The organism is Citrobacter sp. Cpo100, from assembly GCF_030332595.1.
In the GTDB taxonomy this organism is placed as follows: Bacteria; Pseudomonadota; Gammaproteobacteria; order Enterobacterales; family Enterobacteriaceae; genus Citrobacter; species Citrobacter portucalensis.
Genome location: NZ_JAOWHM010000031.1, coordinates 321,485 through 341,943, shown reverse-complemented (window position 1 = coordinate 341,943; position 20,459 = coordinate 321,485). Strand labels below are relative to the sequence as shown.

The window sequence follows — 20,459 nt, the reverse complement described above, 5'->3', positions numbered from 1 at the left end:
ACAGGTAAGTGATCTGCTTTGCGTATGCAAAAGCGGGCGAGATTCTATACTCAAACGGCTGGTACATCAATCAAAAGTACGATTAACCGCGTAATTCATGTGCCCGACGAAAGCGTCCTTCATAATCGAAGACCTTTTCACGGACCTGCCAGTACTGACCTTTCATGCGCGCCACCACGAAATCAGGATGCCGTAACAACGCCTGCTGATTGAGGATATCGGCGGCGGTTATCCAGCGTAAGGGTATACCGGGTGTTCGGGTGTGCGGGCGAATAAACAGTTGTTCGAAGGCCGTACGCTGCGCGGGAGTGTGCAGGCGAAAGCGTTCGCTGACGTCAGCGCCATCTTCATCGTAATAGGTGATTTTCAGCCATTCGCCTTTATCATCCTGCCCGTTTTGTAACACCATACCACTACAGCGCAGGACCAGCGCATCTTTGAGCCTGAGCGCGGCTTTCAGCATGTCATCCGGGTCAACCAGCACCGTGTCGCACTCCCGACAACGGCGGGCAGCAATGTCATTTTCCGCGTTGCATTGTGGACAGTTTTTAAAACGGAAACGAAAATCGCACTGTTCGCGATGGCCGTCATCATCTTCAAACCATCCCTGGCAGCGGCGGCCAAAATGTTCAATCAGCGTGCCGTCTGCCGTGGTTTTGCCCCAGAAGGTGTTTGCAAATCCGCAGGCAGGACAGAACACCTGTACCGGAACGTTGTCGCTTTTCCCTTTCGGAGCACCCACTTCCGGTGCGTACAGATCGTGCGGGTTGCCGGCATAATCGAGGATCAGACAGTCGGTTTTACCCGGTGCAAGGCGCAACCCGCGACCGACAATTTGTTGGTAAAGGCTAACTGACTCCGTCGGGCGCAGAATGGCGATAAGGTCAACGTGCGGGGCATCAAAGCCGGTGGTCAGGACCGACACATTCACCAGATAGCGAAAGCGCTGGGCTTTGAACTCTTCAATCAGCACGTCGCGCTCAGCGCCTGGCGTATCCCCAGTGATTAGCGCGGCGTCGTCAGCGGGCAGCAGGCCCAGAATTTCTTTGGCGTGCTCAACGGTGGCGGCGAAAATCATCACCCCTTTGCGGGTTTGGGCAAACTCGACAATCTGGCTGATGATATGCGGCGTTATTCGTTGCTGCTTTTTCAGCTCCTGATTCAGATCCGCTTCGCTAAACAGGCCGTTACTCTGCGCCTGCAGGCGACTAAAGTCATACTGCACGACCGGCATGTCGAGGCGTTCTGGCGGCGTCAGGTAGCCGTGTTTAATCATGTAGCGCAGCGGTAATTCATAAATGCAGTCGCGAAACAGCGTTTTTTCATCACCGCGCACCATACCATGATAATGAAAATGATAAATCCAGCCCTTACCCAAACGAAAAGGTGTGGCGGTAAGCCCGAGCAGACGTAAGTGGGGATTTACTTTAGTCAGGTGAGTGAGGATTTGCTGATACTGACTCTCTTCATCATCGCCAATACGGTGGCATTCATCGACGATCAGCAGTGAGAATTCACCCTGAAAGGCGTCCAGATTACGCGCTACCGACTGTACGCTGCCAAAGACTACCTTCCCGTGGCTCTCTTTACGCTTCAGGCCTGCGGCAAAAATATCGGCTTCCAGCCCCAGCGCACAATATTTGGCATGGTTTTGTGCGACCAGTTCTTTGACGTGCGCCAGTACCAGTACGCGACCACGTGCCACGCGGGCCAGTTCAGCAATCACCAAACTTTTGCCCGCGCCGGTTGGCAGGACGATAACCGCCGGGGTGCGGTGGTGGCGAAAATGGTTGAGCGTGGCGTCCACGGCTTCTTTTTGGTACGGGCGAAGAGTAAAAATCATGAGCTCATTAAGGTAAACAGCAACAATGTATAGTATGCCATGAATCATTTCCCTTGAGGGATGGTGTAACACCGCTATACTGGGCGGATAATAGTCCCACTTTTCGGGCGTAAACCCGCTTCTCGTATTTTTACAGGCAAAAATCACACTCATGCGACTTGATAAATTTATCGCTCAGCAACTCGGCGTCAGCCGCGCTATTGCCGGGCGTGAGATCCGTGCTAACCGCGTTACCGTCGACGGTGAAATCGTTAAAAACAGTGCCTTTAAGCTGCTACCAGAACACGACGTCGAATATGACGGTAATTCCCTGGTTCAACAAAATGGCCCGCGCTATTTTATGCTGAATAAGCCTCAGGGTTATGTTTGCTCAACGGATGACCCGGATCATCCGACGGTGCTCTATTTCCTTGATGAACCGGTTGCCTACAAACTGCATGCGGCAGGGCGTCTGGATATCGACACCACCGGACTGGTACTGATGACCGATGACGGACAGTGGTCGCATCGTATCACCTCTCCTCGTCACCATTGTGAGAAAACCTATCTGGTGACGCTGGAGTCGCCAGTGGCAGACGATACCGCCGAGCAGTTTGCCCATGGCGTACAGTTGCATAATGAAAAAGACCTGACCAAACCGGCTGTTCTGGAGGTCATTACGCCAACTCAGGTGCGATTGACCATCAGCGAAGGGCGTTATCATCAGGTAAAACGTATGTTTGCCGCGGTGGGTAACCACGTTGTGGAACTGCACCGTGAACGAATTGGTGACATCAGGCTTGATGACGATCTGGAGCCGGGTGAATACCGTCCATTGACCGAAGAAGAAATCGCCAGCGTTAACTTAACCCCGCGTTAATTTCAGGAGCTAAATGTGACCACCCGGCAGAACTCGTCAATTGCCATAGTCTTTATCCTTGGCTTGTTAGCCATGCTGATGCCGTTGTCGATTGATATGTATCTTCCGGCGCTACCTGTTATCTCAGAACAGTTTGGTGTGCCTGCGGGTAGCGCGCAGATGACCCTCAGTACCTATATTCTGGGGTTTGCAGTGGGGCAGTTGCTCTATGGCCCAATGGCTGACAGCATTGGGCGCAAGCCGGTGATTCTGGGCGGAACGCTGGTGTTTGCGGCGGCGGCAGTGGCCTGCGCCCTGGCGCAAACTATTGATCAACTGATCGTGATGCGTTTCTTCCACGGTCTGGCTGCCGCGGCGGCCAGCGTGGTTATCAACGCCCTGATGCGCGATATCTATCCGAAGGAAGAGTTCTCGCGCATGATGTCATTCGTCATGCTGGTGACCACAATTGCGCCTTTGTTGGCACCTATCGTGGGTGGTTGGGTGCTGGTATGGCTTAGCTGGCACTATATCTTTTGGATCCTCGCCATGGCGGCTGTTCTGGCGTCGGTGATGATCTTTACGCTGATCAAAGAGACCCTGCCTGTAGAGCGTCGCCAGCCGTTTCGCCTGCGTACCACTATTGGCAACTTTGCCTCGCTGTTTCGTCATAAACGAGTGCTGAGCTATATGCTGGCCAGCGGGTTCAGCTTTGCCGGGATGTTCTCGTTTCTGAGCGCCGGACCCTTTGTTTACATTGAGATCAACCACGTTTCACCGCAGCATTTCGGTTATTACTTCGCACTGAACATCGTATTCCTGTTCGTGATGACTATCATCAACAGTCGCTTTGTGCGTCGGGTTGGGGCATTGAATATGTTCCGTACCGGTCTGTGGATCCAGTTCGTGATGGCGGGATGGATGGTCTTTAGCGCACTGTTTGGGCTGGGGTTCTGGGCTCTGGTCGTTGGCGTTGCGGCGTTTGTTGGCTGTGTATCGATGGTGTCATCAAACGCCATGGCGGTTATTCTGGATGAATTTCCGCATATGGCGGGAACGGCGTCATCGCTGGCTGGGACATTCCGCTTTGGTATTGGCGCCATTGTCGGGGCCCTGTTGTCTCTGGCGACCTTTAACTCGGCCTGGCCAATGATATGGTCGATCGCATTTTGCGCTACCTGCTCAATTCTCTTCTATCTTTACGCCAGTCGCGCTCAAAAACGGTGATCTATTACACAACCTGGGGGCCATAAGGTCTCCAGAGTTGATGTACATCAACCGCAAATCTATCATTTCCCCCGCTTATGTTTATTTTATGTAAAATCAATTTATGTAAAAAGTCACATCATTGTAGTTAAAAAGGTTGAGTTAGATCGCAGAAACGAGTACATATAGCCCGGAAATATGCCAGAACCGTTGAATAAATTTAATTACTGGGTTCTGTAAGCAGCATAAGTACTGGATGTAAACGTTTACCAACTGTCTAAAGACGTATTGTCAATGATGTGTTAATATTGATGTAAAATAATTGTGAAGTGATTGTGCTTCCAGGGAAAGAAAGTGATGACATTACAACTCTCAATCGTTCATCGTCTGCCGCAGAGCTATCGTTGGTCGGTGGGTTTCGCAGGTTCGAAAGTTGAACCGATTCCGCAAAACGGTCAGAGTAATGAGAACAGCCTGGTGGCACTCAAATTGCTCAGTCCTGATGGTGACAGCGCGTGGTCAGTCATGCATAAGCTCAGCCAGGCCCTCAGTGATATCGAGGTTCCTTGTTCCGTACTGGAATGTGAAGGAGAGCCGTGCCTGTTTGTGAATCGCCAGGACGAATTTGCCGCGACCTGCAGACTGAAAAACTTCGGCGTGGCTATCGCAGAACCGTTTTCAAACAACAATCCTTTTTGAGCGTCAGCTTAGCGCGAGCAGCTGACGCGTATAGGCCTGCTGTGGTGCGTTAAAGACGTGCTCGCATTGCCCTTGCTCCACAACCTCTCCCTGACGTAGCACAATAACCTGATGGCATAATGCGCGTACTACGTGCAAATCATGGCTGATAAAAATATAAGCCAGCCGATGCTTTTCCTGTAAGGATTTTAACAACGTCAGGATTTGCGCCTGTACGGTCCTGTCGAGCGACGATGTTGGTTCATCCAGAATGATCAGGGAAGGTTTGAGAATCAATGCTCTCGCAATAGCAATGCGTTGGCGTTGTCCGCCAGAAAACTCCGCAGGATAACGATGTCGCGTTTCACTATCCAATCCCACTTCCGCCATTACCGCTTTCACCTGTGCCTCGCGTTGTTCGGCTGACAGGGTAGGCTGATGAACGCGCAACCCCTCCTCGATAATCTGTAGCACGCTCAGGCGTGGGTTCAGCGAGGAGTTGGGATCCTGAAATACCACCTGAATACGGTGACGGACCGGCAACAGCTGGCGTCGATTTAAGGTATGCAGTGCCAGACCATCGAACACAATGCTTCCCTGCGAGGTGATTAACCGCAGAAGCGCCAGTCCGGTAGTGCTTTTTCCGGAGCCTGACTCTCCAACCAGCCCCAGCGTTTCACCGGGCCGGAGGGAAAAACTGACGTCGTTAACGACGACGTTGTGGTCCACCACGCGTTTCAGGATACCTTTGCGGATAGGAAAGGCGACGCGGAGTTTTTCCACTTCCAGCAACGGAGCTTGCCCGACAGGCAAAGGTACCGGGTCGCCGGAAGGTTCGCTGTTTAACAATTTCTTCGTGTAGGGATGCGTTGGCGCAGTGAGCAACTGTGCTGCTCTATTTTGCTCAACGCACTGGCCGTTTTGCATGACCGCCACGGTATCGGCCAGTTTTTTCACAATACTCAGGTTGTGGGTGATGAACAGTAATCCCATATTCAGCTCGCGCTGTAGTTCCCTCAGCAATTGCAGGATCTGTGCCTGAACGGAAACGTCCAGCGCGGTAGTCGGTTCATCAGCAATAAGCAGCTCAGGTCGTGTCAGCAGTGCCATGGCGATCATCACACGCTGGCGTTCACCGCCGGACAGTTGGTGTGGGTAATCTGCGAGACGTTTGGCTGCCTGACGGATGCCAACGCGATCCAGGCAGGTCAGGATTTCTGCCCGCGCCGCTTCCCGACGCATTCCCCTATGCAGCGACAGCACTTCATAAAGCTGTTTTTCCAGATTGTGGAGCGGGTTCAGTGACACCATCGGCTCCTGGAAAATCATGGCGATTTTATTCCCCCTTACGCCGCGAAGCGTCTGCTCGTTGGCGTGAAGTAATGATTCACCATGAAAACGGATGTCTCCGGAAGGGTAAACTACCGGAGGGGACGGTAACAACCGTAGGATAGAAAGCGCGGTCACGCTTTTCCCCGATCCAGACTCGCCCACCAGCGCTAGCGTTTGTCCGGCATCAACCCGTAGTGAGAGGGCATTGACTACGGTGCGCACGGTCTCTTGTTGACGAAAACCTACCGATAAATTCTCAATGGCTAACAGAGGTTGTGTCATTTTAAATCGCCTTGTTGGGATCAAACGCATCGCGTACCGCTTCACCAATAAAGATCAGTAGCGATAGTAGCAGGGCAACGGAGATGAATGCGGTGATGCCAAGCCACGGTGCCTGCAGGTTGTTTTTACCCTGCAACAGGAGTTCTCCCAGTGATGGCGAGCCAAGCGGTAAACCGAACCCAAGAAAATCCAGTGAGGTCAGGGTGGTTATCGAGGCGCATAAAATAAACGGTAAAAAAGTCAGGGCCGCGACCATCGCGTTAGGCAGCATATGACGCAGAATAATACTGCGATCGCTTACGCCTAGCGCTTGAGCGGCTCGAATGTAATCAAAGTTTCGGGTACGTAAAAATTCCGCGCGCACCACGCCAACCAGACTCATCCAGCCAAACAATACGGTAATGCCCAACAGCCACCAGAAGTTAGGCTGGACCACGCTCGACAATAGGATGATGAGAAACAGCGTTGGCATTCCTGACCAAACTTCAATGAATCGTTGCCCCCACAGGTCCACCTTGCCGCCATAATAGCCCTGAATTGCGCCAGCCATAATGCCCATCACGCTCGAACAGAGAGTGAGCATTAGACCAAACAAGACAGAAATACGTGTGCCGTAGAGGATGCGCGCCAGTACATCACCGCCGTTGGCGTCTGTTCCCAGCCAGTTTTGTGCGGAAGGTGGGGAAGGGAAGGGCTTATCGGTGGCAAAGTTAATGCTGGTGGCCCCAAAGCGTATTGGTGCCCACAGGATCCAGCCCTGGTTTTCCAGGCGCTGTTGTAGCCACGGGTCCTGATAATCAGCCTGAGTCGCCAGCGGTCCGCCGAAGTCGCTTTCACTGTAGTTTTTGAACAGGGGGAAATACCAGCTATTGTCGTAGCGCACCAGTAGCGGCTTATCATTGGCAATCAGTTCTGAACACAGGCTAAGACCGAACAGCACCAGAAAAATCCACAGCGACCAGTAGCCGCGACGGTTGTGGCGAAAGCGCGCCCAGCGGGCCTGATTGACGGGGCTTAATCGCGACATTAGCGTCCCTCAAAATCAATACGAGGATCGACCAGCGTATAGCTGATGTCGCTGAGGATATTCAGCAGCAGACCGATCAGGGTGAAGATATAAAGCGTGCCAAACATTACCGGGTAGTCGCGTGATACGGTGGATTCATAACCCAGCAATCCCAGGCCGTTAAGTGAGAACATCACTTCAATCAGCAGTGAGCCGGTAAAAAACATGCTGATAAACGTTGCCGGGAAGCCGGCGATCACCAGCAACATGGCATTGCGAAACACATGTTTCCACAGAATATTTTTCTCGCTGACCCCTTTAGCGCGTGCGGTGACGACATATTGTTTGCGCACCTCATCCAGAAATGAGTTCTTGGTCAGCATAGTCAGTGCGGCAAACCCACCAACCACCGTCGCCAGCACCGGCAGGGTAATATGCCAAAGGTAGTCGGTTACTTTCTGATACCAGGGCAGGGAGTCAAAATTGGCCGAAACCAGCCCGCGAAGCGGGAACAGGTCGTAGTAGCTTCCCCCGGCAAAAAAGACGATCAGCAAAATGGCAAACAGAAAGGCCGGTATGGCATAGCCGACAATAATAAATGCGCTGCTCCAGACATCAAACCGGCTGCCGTTATGCACCGCTTTGCGGATCCCAAGCGGTATCGACACCAGATAGATGATGAGCGTACTCCACAGCCCCAGCGTGACGGAAACAGGCAGGCTGTCTTTGATAAGCGTCAGCACCGAGGCGCTACGAAACAGGCTGTCACCGAAATCGAAACGAATGTAATCCCAGAGCATTTTGAAGTAACGCTCATGAATGGGCTTATCGAACCCATAGCGGCGAGTGATTTCGGCGATCACTTCCGGGTCCAGACCCCGGCCGCCTCGATAATTACTGTCGCTGATGTTACCAACGCCGGTTTGCGCGTGGCTGGCGCGAACGCCTTCGCTACCCGCGCCGGGTAATGCCCCGCTTTGCCCGAACTCAATGGCGGCGACGGCCTGTTCAACCGGTCCGCCTGGGGCTATTTGCACGATAAAAAAGTTGATGGTGATGATGGCCCAAAGCGTTGGGATCACCAGCAGTAGACGTCGAATCAGATACGCGCCCATTTATTCTCCCTGTCGTCTGGCAGCGGGCAGTTTCGCCGCTTTGTTGACGTCATACCACCAGTTGTCGAGGCCAATGGTGTAAATTGGGCGAATAGCAGGATGTGAAAATTTATCCCACCAGGCGATGCGATCCTCTGCCATAAACCACATCGGCAACATGTAGTAGTTCCAGGTTAATACCCTGTCCAGTGCCCGGCCTAGTGGGATCAATTTGGCTTTATCACCTTGTGCCGCGATGATTTGGTCGATCAGTTTATCAATCACCGGGCTTTGTACGCCGGGGGCGTTGTAGCTGGAATCAATATATTGAGAGGCCCACAGAATTTGCAGGTCCGAACTCGGCCACGGCATCGCGCGATACAACCTCGGCATCATGTCATAGTCGCGACTGCGCAGGCGGTTCGTGATTTGTGAGTTATCCACCTGGCGGATATTCATGGTAATACCTAAGCGCTGCAGGTTGTGCTGGAACGGCAGCACCCACTGACTGTTGCTGCCCGCCGGGAGCAACAGTTCAAAGCTCAGAGGTTTACCGCTGGCGCTGTTTACGCGCTGCTGACCCTTTAGTACCCACCCGGCCTGCTCCAGTAAGGTATCGGCTTTCAACAGGTTGTCGCGGTCGTAGCCATCGCCTTTTGATTTTGGCGGCTGATAGATTTGGCTAAAGACCTCAGAGGGGATATCTTTTTTCAAGGGCGCGAGTATCACCAGCTCATCTGCGTCGGGGTATTTTGTCGCGGCATATTCGGTATTCTGAAAATAGCTGTTGGTCCGGCTCCAGGCATTATAGAACAGCGCTTTATTCATCCATTCAAAATCAAAGGCCAGCGTGATGGCTTCCCGTACCCGTCGGTCGCTGAATACCGGACGCTGAATATTAAATGCCAGCCAGCGGGTATCCTGCGCGGACTCGTTTTTTTGCTCATCTTTGATGATGTAATGATTCGCGAAATTTTTCCCGGTATAACGCGTCGCCCAGTTTTTGGCATCATTTTCAAGACGCAGATCAAACGCACCGGCCTTAAACGCTTCAAAGGCGACGTTATCATCCAGATAGTAGTCGTAGCGGATGGTATCAAAGTTCCAGCGTCCACGATTGACGGGCAGATTAGCGGCCCAATAATCTTTGACGCGCGAATAGACAATATACTGGCCCATCTTCCATTTCGTAATGCGATAAGGGCCGCTGGCGAGCGGTGGCGATGATAAGGGATCGCTGAGCTTATGATCTTTCCAGTACTTCTCTGGCATCACGGGTAATGAAAACAGGCTGAGCATGTCCTCTTTACCCGGTTTGGCTAATTCAATGCGTACGGTTAATGGCGCGATGGCTTTTACCGTTGTTCCCTTGTAGACCAGACGAAACTGCGGCACGCCTTCAGTCATAAATTTGTGGAAGGTGAATGCGACGTCGCGGGCGGTAATGGGTGAGCCATCGTGAAAACGCGCTCGTGGATTAATGGCAATTTCTACCCAGGAATAGTCGTTAGCATAGCGTGCGCTGTCGGCAATGAGCGGGTAATAGCTACCAGGTTCATCGTCAGAGGTCGTAAACAACGTATCGTAAAGCGTTTCGGTACGTGCGCCGGGGTTACCGCGCATCGCATAGCGGTTAAAGTTGTCAAACGTGCCAATGGCGGACAGGGTGATTTGACCCCCTTTAGGGGCTGCGGGATTCACATAATCGAAGTGATTAAAGTTAAATGCGTACTTCGGTTCACCCAGTACGGCAAAAGCATAGCTTTCTTTGATGGATTGCGCCTGGGCGCTAAACCCGATGAGGGTAATAAACAGAAGCAGTACGCGAGGGATCATATAAAAGCGATTTCCTTTTCCTGCCACAACCCGACGGGCATCATGCCTGAAAGATAAGGGATGTAGCGGCGAGTGAGAGTATATGAATCGCATACTGCGATCACCACGTCGGCTTATTGGGCTGTGCCATCCAACGCACAAAATCAGCAAGCTTTAATGGTCGGCTAATCCAGTATCCCTGGAAAAAATGCACTCCACGATCGCGCAGCCAACGGGCTTGCTCAGGAGTTTCTACCCCTTCCGCAACCGTCAGCATATTAAGACGTTTAGAAAGTGTCAACACGGCGTCCAGAACCGGAGAGGTCAGGGTTTCTGTTCCAATGGCGTTAATAAACCCACGATCGATTTTCAGGTAGTCAACGGTAAAGCGTTCCAGATAAATAAGCGCGCTATGGCCGGTGCCAAAATCATCAATCGCAATTTCAAAACCTGCGGAATGCAGCCATTCAAATAGCTTTGTGGCCTCGTGTTGATTGAGCATATCTCGTTCAGTGATTTCCAGCACTATCTGAAAATAGTTTGCGGGAAGTGAAGCGTGCAGGTGCCGGATGTCGTCTTTAAATGTCTCGCCATGCAGATGCGATGGCGCGATATTGATCCCCAATTTTGCGCCAGCGGGTAACACTTTTTGCAGCGCCGGGGCATCCTGGGCGATCAACTTAAAGAGATGCTGAGTCAGTGGGACAATCATTTTCTGTGATTCAGCGTAATGAATAAAGGCATCCGGTGGGATCTCGCCCGTTGTTGGGTGATTCCAACGTAACAGGACCTCGACGCCTTTCACTTCCAGCGTTTGCATCTCTACGACGGGCTGGTACACCACATAAAACTGGTTATGTTTGATGGCGTTGAGGATATCTTTGCCTGGGCGTAAACGGATGCTGTAGATGTAGTACCAGAGGAGAAGGGCGGCAATAATCCCGGCCATACATCCCAACAAAATAGAATACCAGACGTCGGTATAGCTCCACTCTTGTGCGTATAAGCGAATTTTAAGCGGGATCCCTTCAAGAGTGGCCTGCCGCCAGGAGGTATGAGGAAGAGCGGAGACATCGATGATTCGCGATGAGAATGTCGAAATTGCGGTATTACCGACGATAATCGCAATACCGTCAAAATCATCCTGCCGGGCGGTATAGAGCAGATAAGGTGCCAGATTGATATTCAGTGAGGTAAATACGCCGCTATCATTGAACGACGCGTTTCGGTGCCAAATCATGATCGCTGGCTTATCCGGCATCATGGGCGTACCGGGAAGTAATTCCACATCAATATTTCTGCTGATATCGAGGTTTGGTATCAAATCCAAAATCGGAGTGAACATGGAACCTGTCGCGGAAGAGCAGAAAGCGATGCCGTCTTTTACCAGTAAGAAAGCGCGAACGTTCAGGCTGAAGGCTGCACTGGAGGTCAGTTTAGCGCCGACTTGTTGGCAACTGTTGGCAACCAGCGGCTGAAGGGCATCGGTGGTGGTTTTGAGGTCGGTGAAGTAGCTGCTGACGTAATTCTGGATATCGGCAAGGAGCGTGTCGTACTTAACTTCTCGTTTATGCCAGGTGACGAAAAACTGCAGGGTACTCACGAGTATTGCGACGATAAGCCCCGTTAACATACAGGAAAGCAGGATTTTCCGACCGGATGAAGAAGAGCGTCTGAACATAGATCCTTATTTTACCTGATTTAACCGCTTACTCTGTATGAATATAACCTGAAATGACTCATGTTGTGAGATTTTTCTTAGTGGCAGGGTGAAACAAAAAAGCACCGCCGAAGCAGTGCTTTTGGAATGTCTCATCAGGATAGCCAAGGGATAGCTGCCAAACGAAACTAACTGCGGCTCAGAACCCGGCGAGCTTCGTTGTAACGTTTTTTCCAGTAAGGCTCGTTCATGCTGGAAATGATAACGCCACTGCTGGTCGAGGCATGTACAAACTGGTTGTTACCGATATAAATACCGACGTGACGGCCAGTAGAACCAGCACGGAACAGAACCAGATCGCCTGTGCGCAGATTAGTGCGCGAAACGGATTTTCCCGTTTCCTGTTGTTCATAGGTTGAGCGCGGAAGCTCTAAACCAAATTGCTCGCGGAATGTACGCTGCACGAAGCTTGAGCAATCAATACCTTTTTTGGTGCTGCCGCCAAGGCGGTAACGCACGCCTTTCCAGTCAGCATATTGGTCCATAATACGTGATTTAACATCGATATTACGTACCATATTTTCAAATTCATCCTGAGAGGCTTGCAGTGAAGAGTTATCTCCATTGCCCACAGCATGCGTCTCAGAATGCATATTCTTGGCGGTGTTCGTTGTGCTACATGCAGAAAGCAGAACTGCAACTGCTATCGCGGGTATGCCCCGCAAGATATATCTCAAAATCGGTTGAGATTTGACCATTTTGTTTGTTTTCCCTTGAAGTCCTTAACGATAAATATCGTTATAAAAAATGCCAAACGTGACGAGACTAATTACCATCGCACGATGAGACAATTCCTTAAGGTCAAATCTGTGGCAGAACGCACAAATTTATTCTGAAAGGGAATAATTATCCCGCGAGGCAAAACGAGTTCGAGATTACCCGATCGTTCCGGTCAATGCGAGTGATTTTACGTGATTTCTTATAAGAAAAATTGATACAGAAAGTGAATAAACGGCATTGTCTAAATTAAGAACAATCAGGGTAAAAAATACGCAACCTACTCATTTTAAACATGAATAAGATGACAGGAGAATGACAATCAGAATGATGAAATATTGCCCGGCATCATCAGGGAATCAGAAGTATCCCTGATGATGTTAATTACTCTGCGTTATTTGTTTAAAAATTGTTTGTTTTTGCCGGGTAGATAATTCACGAACAGAGTGACTAATCGGTCGCTTAATGGCGTCATTAGCCACCAGGGAAGGCCAATCAAGACCACCGTCATGGAACCAACCACGATATCGGTGAGCCAGTGGGCGCCAATCATTACGCGCGGGAAGGCAAAAACCACAGCGATAATAAGGCCGATTATTCCTGCGACTTTTCCGAAATAACGCAGCATAAATGCGGAAAAAATAAGCAGCATCATGCCGTGATCGCCAGGAAAACTGTCTTTCGACGCATCTTTGGTCGGAATATGCAGCAGTTCGCTGACGCGATAAATATTATCCAGCATAAGCGTGGGGCTGGCGCGTTTAACGGGAATAAGCGCCTGGCCCAGCTGATTTAATACCACTGCGGTGAGCAGCATAACCAAACCGATAGCCACAATACGTCGGCGACCTTCCGACGTCTCTTTGATCCAAAAGTGCAGCATCAATGCGCCCATAGCCAGCAATGAGCAGCCATCAAATGCCCGGTTATTGGTAATAGCAACAATCCACAGGAACAGTGGGCTTTCAATCAATTTGTGATTAAAAAATCGGAAGACGCCCGTATCGAGTGAAGACCAGAACCCATGCCCGGCTGGAATATACCAGGACAGAAACAGTGCCAGGCCCGCAATATTAAGCAGGAGGATTAAAGGGTATCGGGTTTTCATCGTCGTTTACCATTGCTAAAAACGAAGGCAACCTTACGCGCTAGCGTCTAAACGAAGTCTCAACAACGCGCTCTGTAACGCATTCCAGTCGGTCTCGGTATCGGCGATGAGTTCAATACGGCTATCCGGTGGCGCGACGTTTTGCGTCTCTATATGCCAGTCGTCTCCCTGGCGGTTAATGCGTACCAGTCCTTCTTTAATACGCATTACCCCCTTTACGCGTCCAACAGGAGCAAGACGCGACCATTCCAGCAGACCGATGGTATCGAACACTGTATCGGCGTCAAAAATCCAACCGCAGGCCAGGTGGCCCTGACCGCTGTTCAGGCTACGCCGCCAACGCTGCTGTGCGGGTAAGCTCAACGCTGCCAGCCCCTTTTTGTTGGCATGGCTATGGGCGTGCTCCGCGCTTGCAGGAAGCTCCGCCAGGTTTAGTCGGGGCAAATCCAGTAGCTGACCGTCAATTTGCCCATGGTCGGCATGAACTAACTGGCGATTACCACCGAAGTGTTGCCACCAGCTTTGCAGGGCGTTTTCGCTTTCCGTCGTGGCACGGTCGGTTTTGTTGGCAACAATGATATCAGCAGCGGCCAGCTGATCGCGGAAATTGTCATTGGCGACGCTTTTCTCATCCAGTAACAGGCGAGGATCAAGGATACAGAGGGTTGCGCGCAGATCGATCCACGGCTCATAAACCGGTGCGGTGAGTAAATCCAGAATCTGTTTGGGATGCCCGAGGCCGGTGGGTTCAATCAGCAGGCGGTCGGGTTTCCCCTGACGCAGCAGCGTATTGAGGCCAACCTGCATTGGCAGACCGTTAACACAGCACATACAGCCGCCGGGGATCTCTTTTAGCAGCGCACCGCTGTCGGCCAGCAACGCGCCATCAATGCCAACTTCACCAAACTCATTAACCAGCACGGCCCACTTCTCAGCAGGATCTTTGTTTGCCAATAAATGAAGAATAGAGGTGGTTTTGCCACTGCCGAGAAAACCGGTGATGAGATTGGTTTTAGTCACATTTACTCCAGAATCATAAATTACCGTAATGGCATTTAACAATCCTGGCGAAAAACGGGGAAAAAGAGAAGGGGTGAGAGGACGAAGAGGCGCTTCGTCCTGCTTAATGGCAGAAATCGTTAACTTTTTAACGTCTCGATGACAGCCTGATGCGCACCGTATTGGGCAATGCGTTGCCAGGCCTGCTGAATGGCCGCGACAAACTGCGGATTCTGTACGAGATCGGTGGCGAAAATCTCGCGCAGCGAAAGCAGGGCGTTGACGCGTTCTGACTCTGTGGTCTGTTTAACCAGAGCGGCAATTTTTTCACTCAACGGGTCACGAACATCAATAGCGGTGCCTGAATCATCCACGCCGCTCACATAACGCATCCAGCCCGCGACGCCGAGCGCCAGCAGTGGCCACTCGCTTTGGCGGGCTAAATGTACGCGGATCCCTTCCAACATGCGCTGGGGTAATTTCTGGCTACCGTCCATCGCGATTTGCCAGGTTTTATGTTTCAACGCTGGGTTGGCAAAACGCTCCAACAGGCTTAGGGCATACTGGTCTAAATCAACATCGGTAATTTGCAGCGTAGGTGCCTGTTCGTTGAGCATCAGGCGGTAAGCGGCTTCACGAAATGCGCTGTCCTGCATACAGTCGCTGATGTGCTGGAACCCGGCCAGATAGCCGAGATAAGCGAGAAACGAATGACTGCCGTTCAGCATCCGCAGTTTCATTTGTTCCCACGGCAACACATTTTCGACCATCTGGACGCCCGCCGTTTCCCATTGTGGGCGGCCACACACAAAATTATCTTCAATCACCCACTGGATAAACGGTTCGCAGCTGATTGCGCAAGGATCAGCAACCCCCAGCTCGCGGGCAATTTCGGCCAGTGACTCTTCAGTGGCGGCAGGGACAATGCGGTCGACCATGGTGCCTGGGAAACTGACATGCTCCTGAATCCAGGTTGCCAGTTCTGGTGAACGTTTCTCCGCCATTCCAAGGACGGCGTTTTTTACCACATGACCATTGTCCGGGATGTTATCGCAAGAGAGGACGGTAAACGGCTGTAGCCCGCGTTCACGTCGGCGGTGTAGGGCTTCAACAATAATTCCGGGGGCAGAGTGCGGTTCAGTCGGTGTTTGCAGATCGTGAGCAATACGTGGATTACTGAGGTCTAACGAGCCTGTCGCCGGATCGATGCAGTAGCCTTTTTCTGTGATGGTTAGTGAGACAATAGCCACCTGAGGCTCGCAGAATTTTTCGATAATGGCCGCCAGCGAATCCAGCCTGGCGTTGAGACATTCGTTGACGGCGCCGATAACAATTGGCTGGTTGCCGTTGGCCCCTTTTTCCAGCACGGTAAATAAATGATCCTGTTCGCGCAGTTGGCTCATCAGTCGATCGCCGCTGAACAGACTGATCTCACAAATACCCCAGTCTCCACCCTGCGCATTCAGCACCCTGTCGGTTAGTAACGCCTGATGGGCGCGGTGAAAAGCACCGAAACCAAAATGCACAATCCGCGTTTTTAATTGCTGGCGGTCGTATTGCGGCATCATGACATTTTCCGCCAGTGGCGCTGAGGCAATAGTTTTCATTTAATACACCTGATTAACCATAAATTAACAATGGTAGTATAAAGTTATATGACAACAAATTGAATTGGTGTGCCTCATTTATCCGGGGAATGTGAGCTTGATCAACCAATCATCGGCAATGTGTTGATCAGTTGACGGATGCCTGTATGGTAGTCGTCATTAAGATGATTTAATTTGGTATAACAACTTGTGAGGTGAAACAATGGAACAAACCTGGCGTTGGTACGGACCTAACGATCCGGTATCGCTTGATGATGTGCGTCAGGCTGGCGCAACGGGTGTTGTGACCGCCTTGCACCATATTCCTAACGGTGAAGTGTGGCCGGTAGAAGAAATTCAGCAGCGTCAGGCCATTCTGGCTGAAAAAGGGCTGACCTGGTCGGTAGTGGAAAGTATCCCTGTCCACGAAGATATCAAAACGCGTTCAGGTCAATATCAAACGTGGATTGCCAACTATCAGCAGAGTATCCGTAATCTGGCGACCTGTGGTATCGATACGGTGTGCTATAACTTCATGCCGATCCTCGACTGGACGCGTACCGACCTCGAATATCAACTGCCGGATGGTTCCAAAGCGCTGCGTTTTGACCAGATTGCTTTTGCGGCCTTTGAACTTCACATTCTGCAACGCCCGGGAGCTGAAGCGGATTATACCGCCGAAGAACAACGCCAGGCGATGGACTACTTCAATGCCATGAGTGATGCAGAAATTGAAAAACTGACCCGCAATATCATTGCTGGCCTGCCTGGTGCAGAAGAGGGCTATACGCTGGATCAGTTCCGTGCGCGTCTCGCTGAATACGACGGCATCAGCAAGGACGATCTGCGCGATAATATGGCGGTATTCCTGCGGGCGATTGTGCCAGTGGCAGAAGAAGTCGGCGTGCGTCTGGCCGTGCATCCTGACGATCCGCCGCGCCCGATCCTCGGCCTGCCGCGTATCGTTTCGACTATCGAAGATATGCAGTGGCTGAAAGAAACGGTCGATAGCATTAATAATGGTTTCACCATGTGCACCGGTTCTTACGGCGTGCGCGCTGATAACGATCTGGTGAAAATGATCGAAACCTTTGGCGATCGAATCCACTTCACGCACCTGCGCTCAACCTGTCGTGAAGATAACCCGAAAACCTTCCATGAAGGTGCGCACCTGCAGGGCGATGTGGATATGGTATCGGTGGTGGCTGCCATTTTGAGCGAAGAGCAGCGGCGTAAAAAAGCGGGCGACCTGCGTCCTATCCCGATGCGTCCGGATCATGGACACCAGATGCTTGACGATCTGCACAAGAAAACCAACCCGGGCTACTCTGCGATTGGCCGCCTGAAAGGCCTGGCAGAAGTCCGTGGCGTTGAGCTGGCGCTGAAACAAACGCAGTTCCGCGATCTGCTGTAAGTCTAACAACAGGGATTGCGCGACAGGCGCGATCCCTGTTTTTCATCAAGGCTGCGCGAGCGCCTGCTCCAGCACTGTCAGCACTTTATTGATCTGCTGTATCTGCAATCCACCAAATCCAAAAAACATAACAGCATCGCTGTTCTCTTTGCGCCATGCTGCTTCTGATCCATTTTCTATATCCGGCAGAGTGTCGAAACGGATCCCGGCCAACAGGCAGCATTGTTGCAACCTGGTGATGAATTCTGCGTGTCTGGCAATGCGTAATGAGAGGTGCAGACCTGCCGTTGCGCCAGCGATTTTCCCTTCGGGAAACAGAGTGGAAAGGCCATCGCGTAACAGGGTGAGGCGCGTCGCATAGCTGCAGGCCAGCTTGCTGATATGCGTATAAAACACCTGATTTTGCATCAGTTCGGCCAAAAATTGCTGCAACAACCACTGGCTGCCGTTGTTATTGAGCGCTTTCATATTCTGTACCGCCGGAAGCAATTCATCAGGGCAAATAAGATAGCCAAGCCGTGCGCCTGGCCCCAGCGTTTTAGAAAATGTCCCCATGTAGATAACCCGGTTGTGATAATCCATGGCTTTCAGCGCGGGAAGGGGATTTTCCCCATAGGTAAAAACGGCATCGTAATCATCTTCAATGATGTAAGCGCCGACGCGTTGCGCCCACGTTAATAATGACTGACGGCGCTCCAGTGAAAGCACGCTTCCCATCGGATACTGATGCGCTGGAGTAACATAACAAAGCTGGGTTTCATACTCGGGTAAATTATCTGTTTGCAGCCCGTGGTTATCTACGGCAATTGACGTAATGTCTGCACCGTAATAATTAAAAAGATGCCATGCGCCAGAATAACAAGGGGATTCGGTCACAATATGGCACTTTTTTTGCTGACTGACAGCATGATGAATAATAAATATTTGGCTGAGCAGTGATAATCCTTCCTGAATCCCGTTGGTAATGATGATGTTCTCTGCTCGGGTATTAATTCCGCGGGATAAATTAAGGTATCTGACCAATTGCTCACGCAGTGAAAATAATCCACTTGGTGAATGGTATCGGGTAAATAATTGTTCTTTAAGTATGCTTGGAGCATTATTCCATTTCCGCCAACTTGACCAGGGAAAAGCGTTGGGATCGGGGACGCCCATCCGACAGTAGCACTCTCGTCCAGGCTCGGCGTAAACATCGGTTGAGACTCCGGCAGCTTTAGGTTTTGTCGGCGGAGAACCCTGGGTAACGGGCACATGCGTTGGTGTTATACGTACAGGCGTGGTGAATATCACTTCATAGCCAATGCCGTGTCGGCTCTTGATTAACCCTGCAGCCATAAGCTTATCATAGGCCATCACTACCGTTATTTTGGCTACGTTCAATACCTGAGCCTGCTCGCGAATAGAGGGAAGCTTATCGCCACAAAGCAAATCTCCCCGCTGAATAGCCTGGAAATAAAATTGAAAAATTTGCAATTGCAGCGGAGTGCGGAGTTCTCTATTGAGCGTTAATGTAAGCATGAGGAATTCCTTATTAATATATAGCCACTATATTACGAATTTCTCGTTTTTACTATTTGATACACCTCATGGAGTAGCGGCTGTTCCTATAGCTTGCCATCGCTGTCTCTATTTTTGGTTTTTATTATCCCTTAGCGTGTCGCTATTAAAAAAATGGAGGCAAGCATGTCGTGGATAAGAAAGAACGCATTGTGGTGCGTATTGGCTGGGGCGGTGGCAATGGCCTTGGCTATTTGGGGAACGTGGCAAGGCGTTCATTACACCAGTACCACCGAATTATGTTTATCGTGTCACTCGATGCGCACTGCTGGAGAGGAATATAAAACCAGCGTGCATTTTCGTAACGCATCTGGCGTGCGGGCTGAGTGTAAGGATTGTCATATCCCCCCGGGCGTTGTTCCAACGCTTATTCGTAAAACTGAAGCCTTAAACGACCTCTATCACACCTTTATTTCTCCTTCTATCGATACTCCTGAAAAGTTTGCTGCCAAACGCCCGGAGCTGGCCCAGCGGGAGTGGGCACGCATGAGCGCGAATAATTCAGCGGCGTGTAAATCCTGCCATAGCTATGAGGCAATGGATCATGGCAAGCAATCGGCAAACGCGGCGGCGCAAATGACCGCAGCGGCAGCAAAAGACAGTAACTGTATCGATTGTCACAAAGGAATAGCCCATCACAAACCCGATATGAGCAGCGGTTTTCGCGATCGCTATAAGCAGCTACAGCGTCAGGGAGATATGCCAACAGATGCGACCACACTGTTCTCATTAAGCGAAAAATCACTGGCGGCAACGGCAGGGAGTCCGGCCGGGAAGGCGCTGTTATTTCCTGCTACCGAGGTCAAGGTGCTGAAAAAAGAAGGCAGTAACGTGCAGCTCGAAATCACGGGCTGGCGAGAAAGCAAAGGGCGTGGACGGGTGATCACCCAGTATATGGGGAAACGCGTTTTCTCCGCCGTTCTCGATGAGCCCCTGATGGCGAACGTAAAAGTGCTACAAACCCAGGTCGATCCTGACTCACATCAGGAATGGCAGCAGGTGAGCGTCACCGCCTGGGCCACCGATCAGGACTTTATCAACACGCTTGCGCCAATTTGGGAGTACTCAGATCAAATGCTGCAATCCACCTGTAGCGCCTGTCATAGCACTCCTCCTACAACCCGATATACCGCTAACGGCTGGATCGCCGGACTGAAAGCCATGTCGACCTATTACCGGCTTAATCCGGTGGAGGAACGTACGTTGTTGAAATACCTCCAGACCCACGCCAGCGATGTGTCTGAAACCAACAAAAAGTAAGGAT

Annotated in this window: 16 protein-coding genes; 5 read left to right on the top strand and 11 right to left on the bottom strand. The window is 51.1% G+C overall.

What is annotated here, in order from left to right; genetic code table 11:
• Positions 1-82: 82 nt before the first annotated feature.
• Positions 83-1,843, bottom strand: a complete 1,761-nt coding sequence (gene radD / locus OGX96_RS08495; RefSeq protein ID WP_167820140.1) for a DNA repair helicase RadD — start codon at positions 1,841-1,843, stop codon at positions 83-85.
• A 151-nt stretch (positions 1,844-1,994) separates the two neighbouring features.
• Between radD and rsuA the strand changes: the two genes are divergently transcribed.
• The 3 genes from rsuA to OGX96_RS08480 all read left to right on the top strand — a co-directional run bounded on the left by rsuA (position 1,995) and on the right by OGX96_RS08480 (position 4,586).
• Positions 1,995-2,702, top strand: a complete 708-nt coding sequence (rsuA, locus tag OGX96_RS08490) for a 16S rRNA pseudouridine(516) synthase RsuA (RefSeq protein ID WP_008785291.1) — start codon at positions 1,995-1,997, stop codon at positions 2,700-2,702.
• Between the two features lie 15 nt (positions 2,703-2,717).
• A complete protein-coding gene (locus tag OGX96_RS08485; RefSeq protein ID WP_003834584.1) occupies positions 2,718-3,908 on the top strand; it encodes a Bcr/CflA family multidrug efflux MFS transporter in 1,191 nt (396 codons plus the stop codon).
• A gap of 333 nt (positions 3,909-4,241) precedes the next feature.
• Positions 4,242-4,586, top strand: coding sequence for a YejG family protein (locus OGX96_RS08480; protein WP_085951589.1), 345 nt, complete (start codon positions 4,242-4,244; stop codon positions 4,584-4,586).
• A gap of 3 nt (positions 4,587-4,589) precedes the next feature.
• On the opposite strand, the gene yejF is transcribed toward OGX96_RS08480, so the two are convergent.
• The 9 genes from yejF to OGX96_RS08435 form a co-directional block, all read right to left on the bottom strand.
• Positions 4,590-6,179, bottom strand: coding sequence for a microcin C ABC transporter ATP-binding protein YejF (gene yejF / locus OGX96_RS08475; protein ID WP_032944026.1), 1,590 nt, complete (start codon positions 6,177-6,179; stop codon positions 4,590-4,592).
• Position 6,180: 1 nt separating this feature from the next.
• Entirely contained in the window at positions 6,181-7,206 is a 1,026-nt protein-coding gene (locus OGX96_RS08470; protein WP_003834577.1) for an ABC transporter permease, read from the bottom strand.
• Positions 7,206-8,300, bottom strand: a complete 1,095-nt coding sequence (locus OGX96_RS08465) for a microcin C ABC transporter permease YejB (protein WP_103285562.1) — start codon at positions 8,298-8,300, stop codon at positions 7,206-7,208. Before OGX96_RS08465 ends, OGX96_RS08470 begins: the two co-directional genes overlap by 1 nt.
• The gene (locus OGX96_RS08460; RefSeq protein WP_167820138.1) at positions 8,301-10,115 is read right to left on the bottom strand and encodes an extracellular solute-binding protein; all 1,815 of its coding nucleotides are present in this window, start codon (positions 10,113-10,115) and stop codon (positions 8,301-8,303) included. It lies immediately after the preceding gene.
• A 100-nt stretch (positions 10,116-10,215) separates the two neighbouring features.
• Entirely contained in the window at positions 10,216-11,775 is a 1,560-nt protein-coding gene (locus tag OGX96_RS08455; RefSeq protein WP_008785287.1) for a cyclic di-GMP phosphodiesterase, read from the bottom strand.
• Between the two features lie 167 nt (positions 11,776-11,942).
• Entirely contained in the window at positions 11,943-12,512 is a 570-nt protein-coding gene (gene mepS / locus OGX96_RS08450) for a bifunctional murein DD-endopeptidase/murein LD-carboxypeptidase (protein WP_003834567.1), read from the bottom strand.
• Positions 12,513-12,925: 413 nt separating this feature from the next.
• Positions 12,926-13,639 carry a phosphatase PAP2 family protein gene (locus tag OGX96_RS08445; RefSeq protein ID WP_286582718.1) on the bottom strand — a complete coding sequence of 238 codons (714 nt, stop codon included), beginning with the start codon at positions 13,637-13,639 and terminating at the stop codon, positions 12,926-12,928.
• 33 nt (positions 13,640-13,672) lie between these two features.
• Positions 13,673-14,659, bottom strand: a complete 987-nt coding sequence (locus tag OGX96_RS08440; protein WP_267454499.1) for a CobW family GTP-binding protein — start codon at positions 14,657-14,659, stop codon at positions 13,673-13,675.
• Positions 14,660-14,778: 119 nt separating this feature from the next.
• Positions 14,779-16,245, bottom strand: a complete 1,467-nt coding sequence (locus OGX96_RS08435) for a mannitol dehydrogenase family protein (protein ID WP_286582715.1) — start codon at positions 16,243-16,245, stop codon at positions 14,779-14,781.
• A gap of 202 nt (positions 16,246-16,447) precedes the next feature.
• On the opposite strand from OGX96_RS08435, the gene uxuA reads away from it, so the two are divergent.
• A complete protein-coding gene (gene uxuA, locus OGX96_RS08430) occupies positions 16,448-17,638 on the top strand; it encodes a mannonate dehydratase (RefSeq protein ID WP_032944021.1) in 1,191 nt (396 codons plus the stop codon).
• A gap of 45 nt (positions 17,639-17,683) precedes the next feature.
• On the opposite strand, the gene pdxR is transcribed toward uxuA, so the two are convergent.
• Positions 17,684-19,156, bottom strand: a complete 1,473-nt coding sequence (pdxR, locus tag OGX96_RS08425; RefSeq protein ID WP_060683525.1) for a MocR-like pyridoxine biosynthesis transcription factor PdxR — start codon at positions 19,154-19,156, stop codon at positions 17,684-17,686.
• Positions 19,157-19,321: 165 nt separating this feature from the next.
• Between pdxR and torC the strand changes: the two genes are divergently transcribed.
• Complete coding sequence (gene torC / locus OGX96_RS08420) at positions 19,322-20,455, top strand: pentaheme c-type cytochrome TorC (RefSeq protein ID WP_286582711.1); 1,134 nt, start codon at positions 19,322-19,324, stop codon at positions 20,453-20,455.
• The last annotated feature ends 4 nt before the right edge of the window (positions 20,456-20,459 follow it).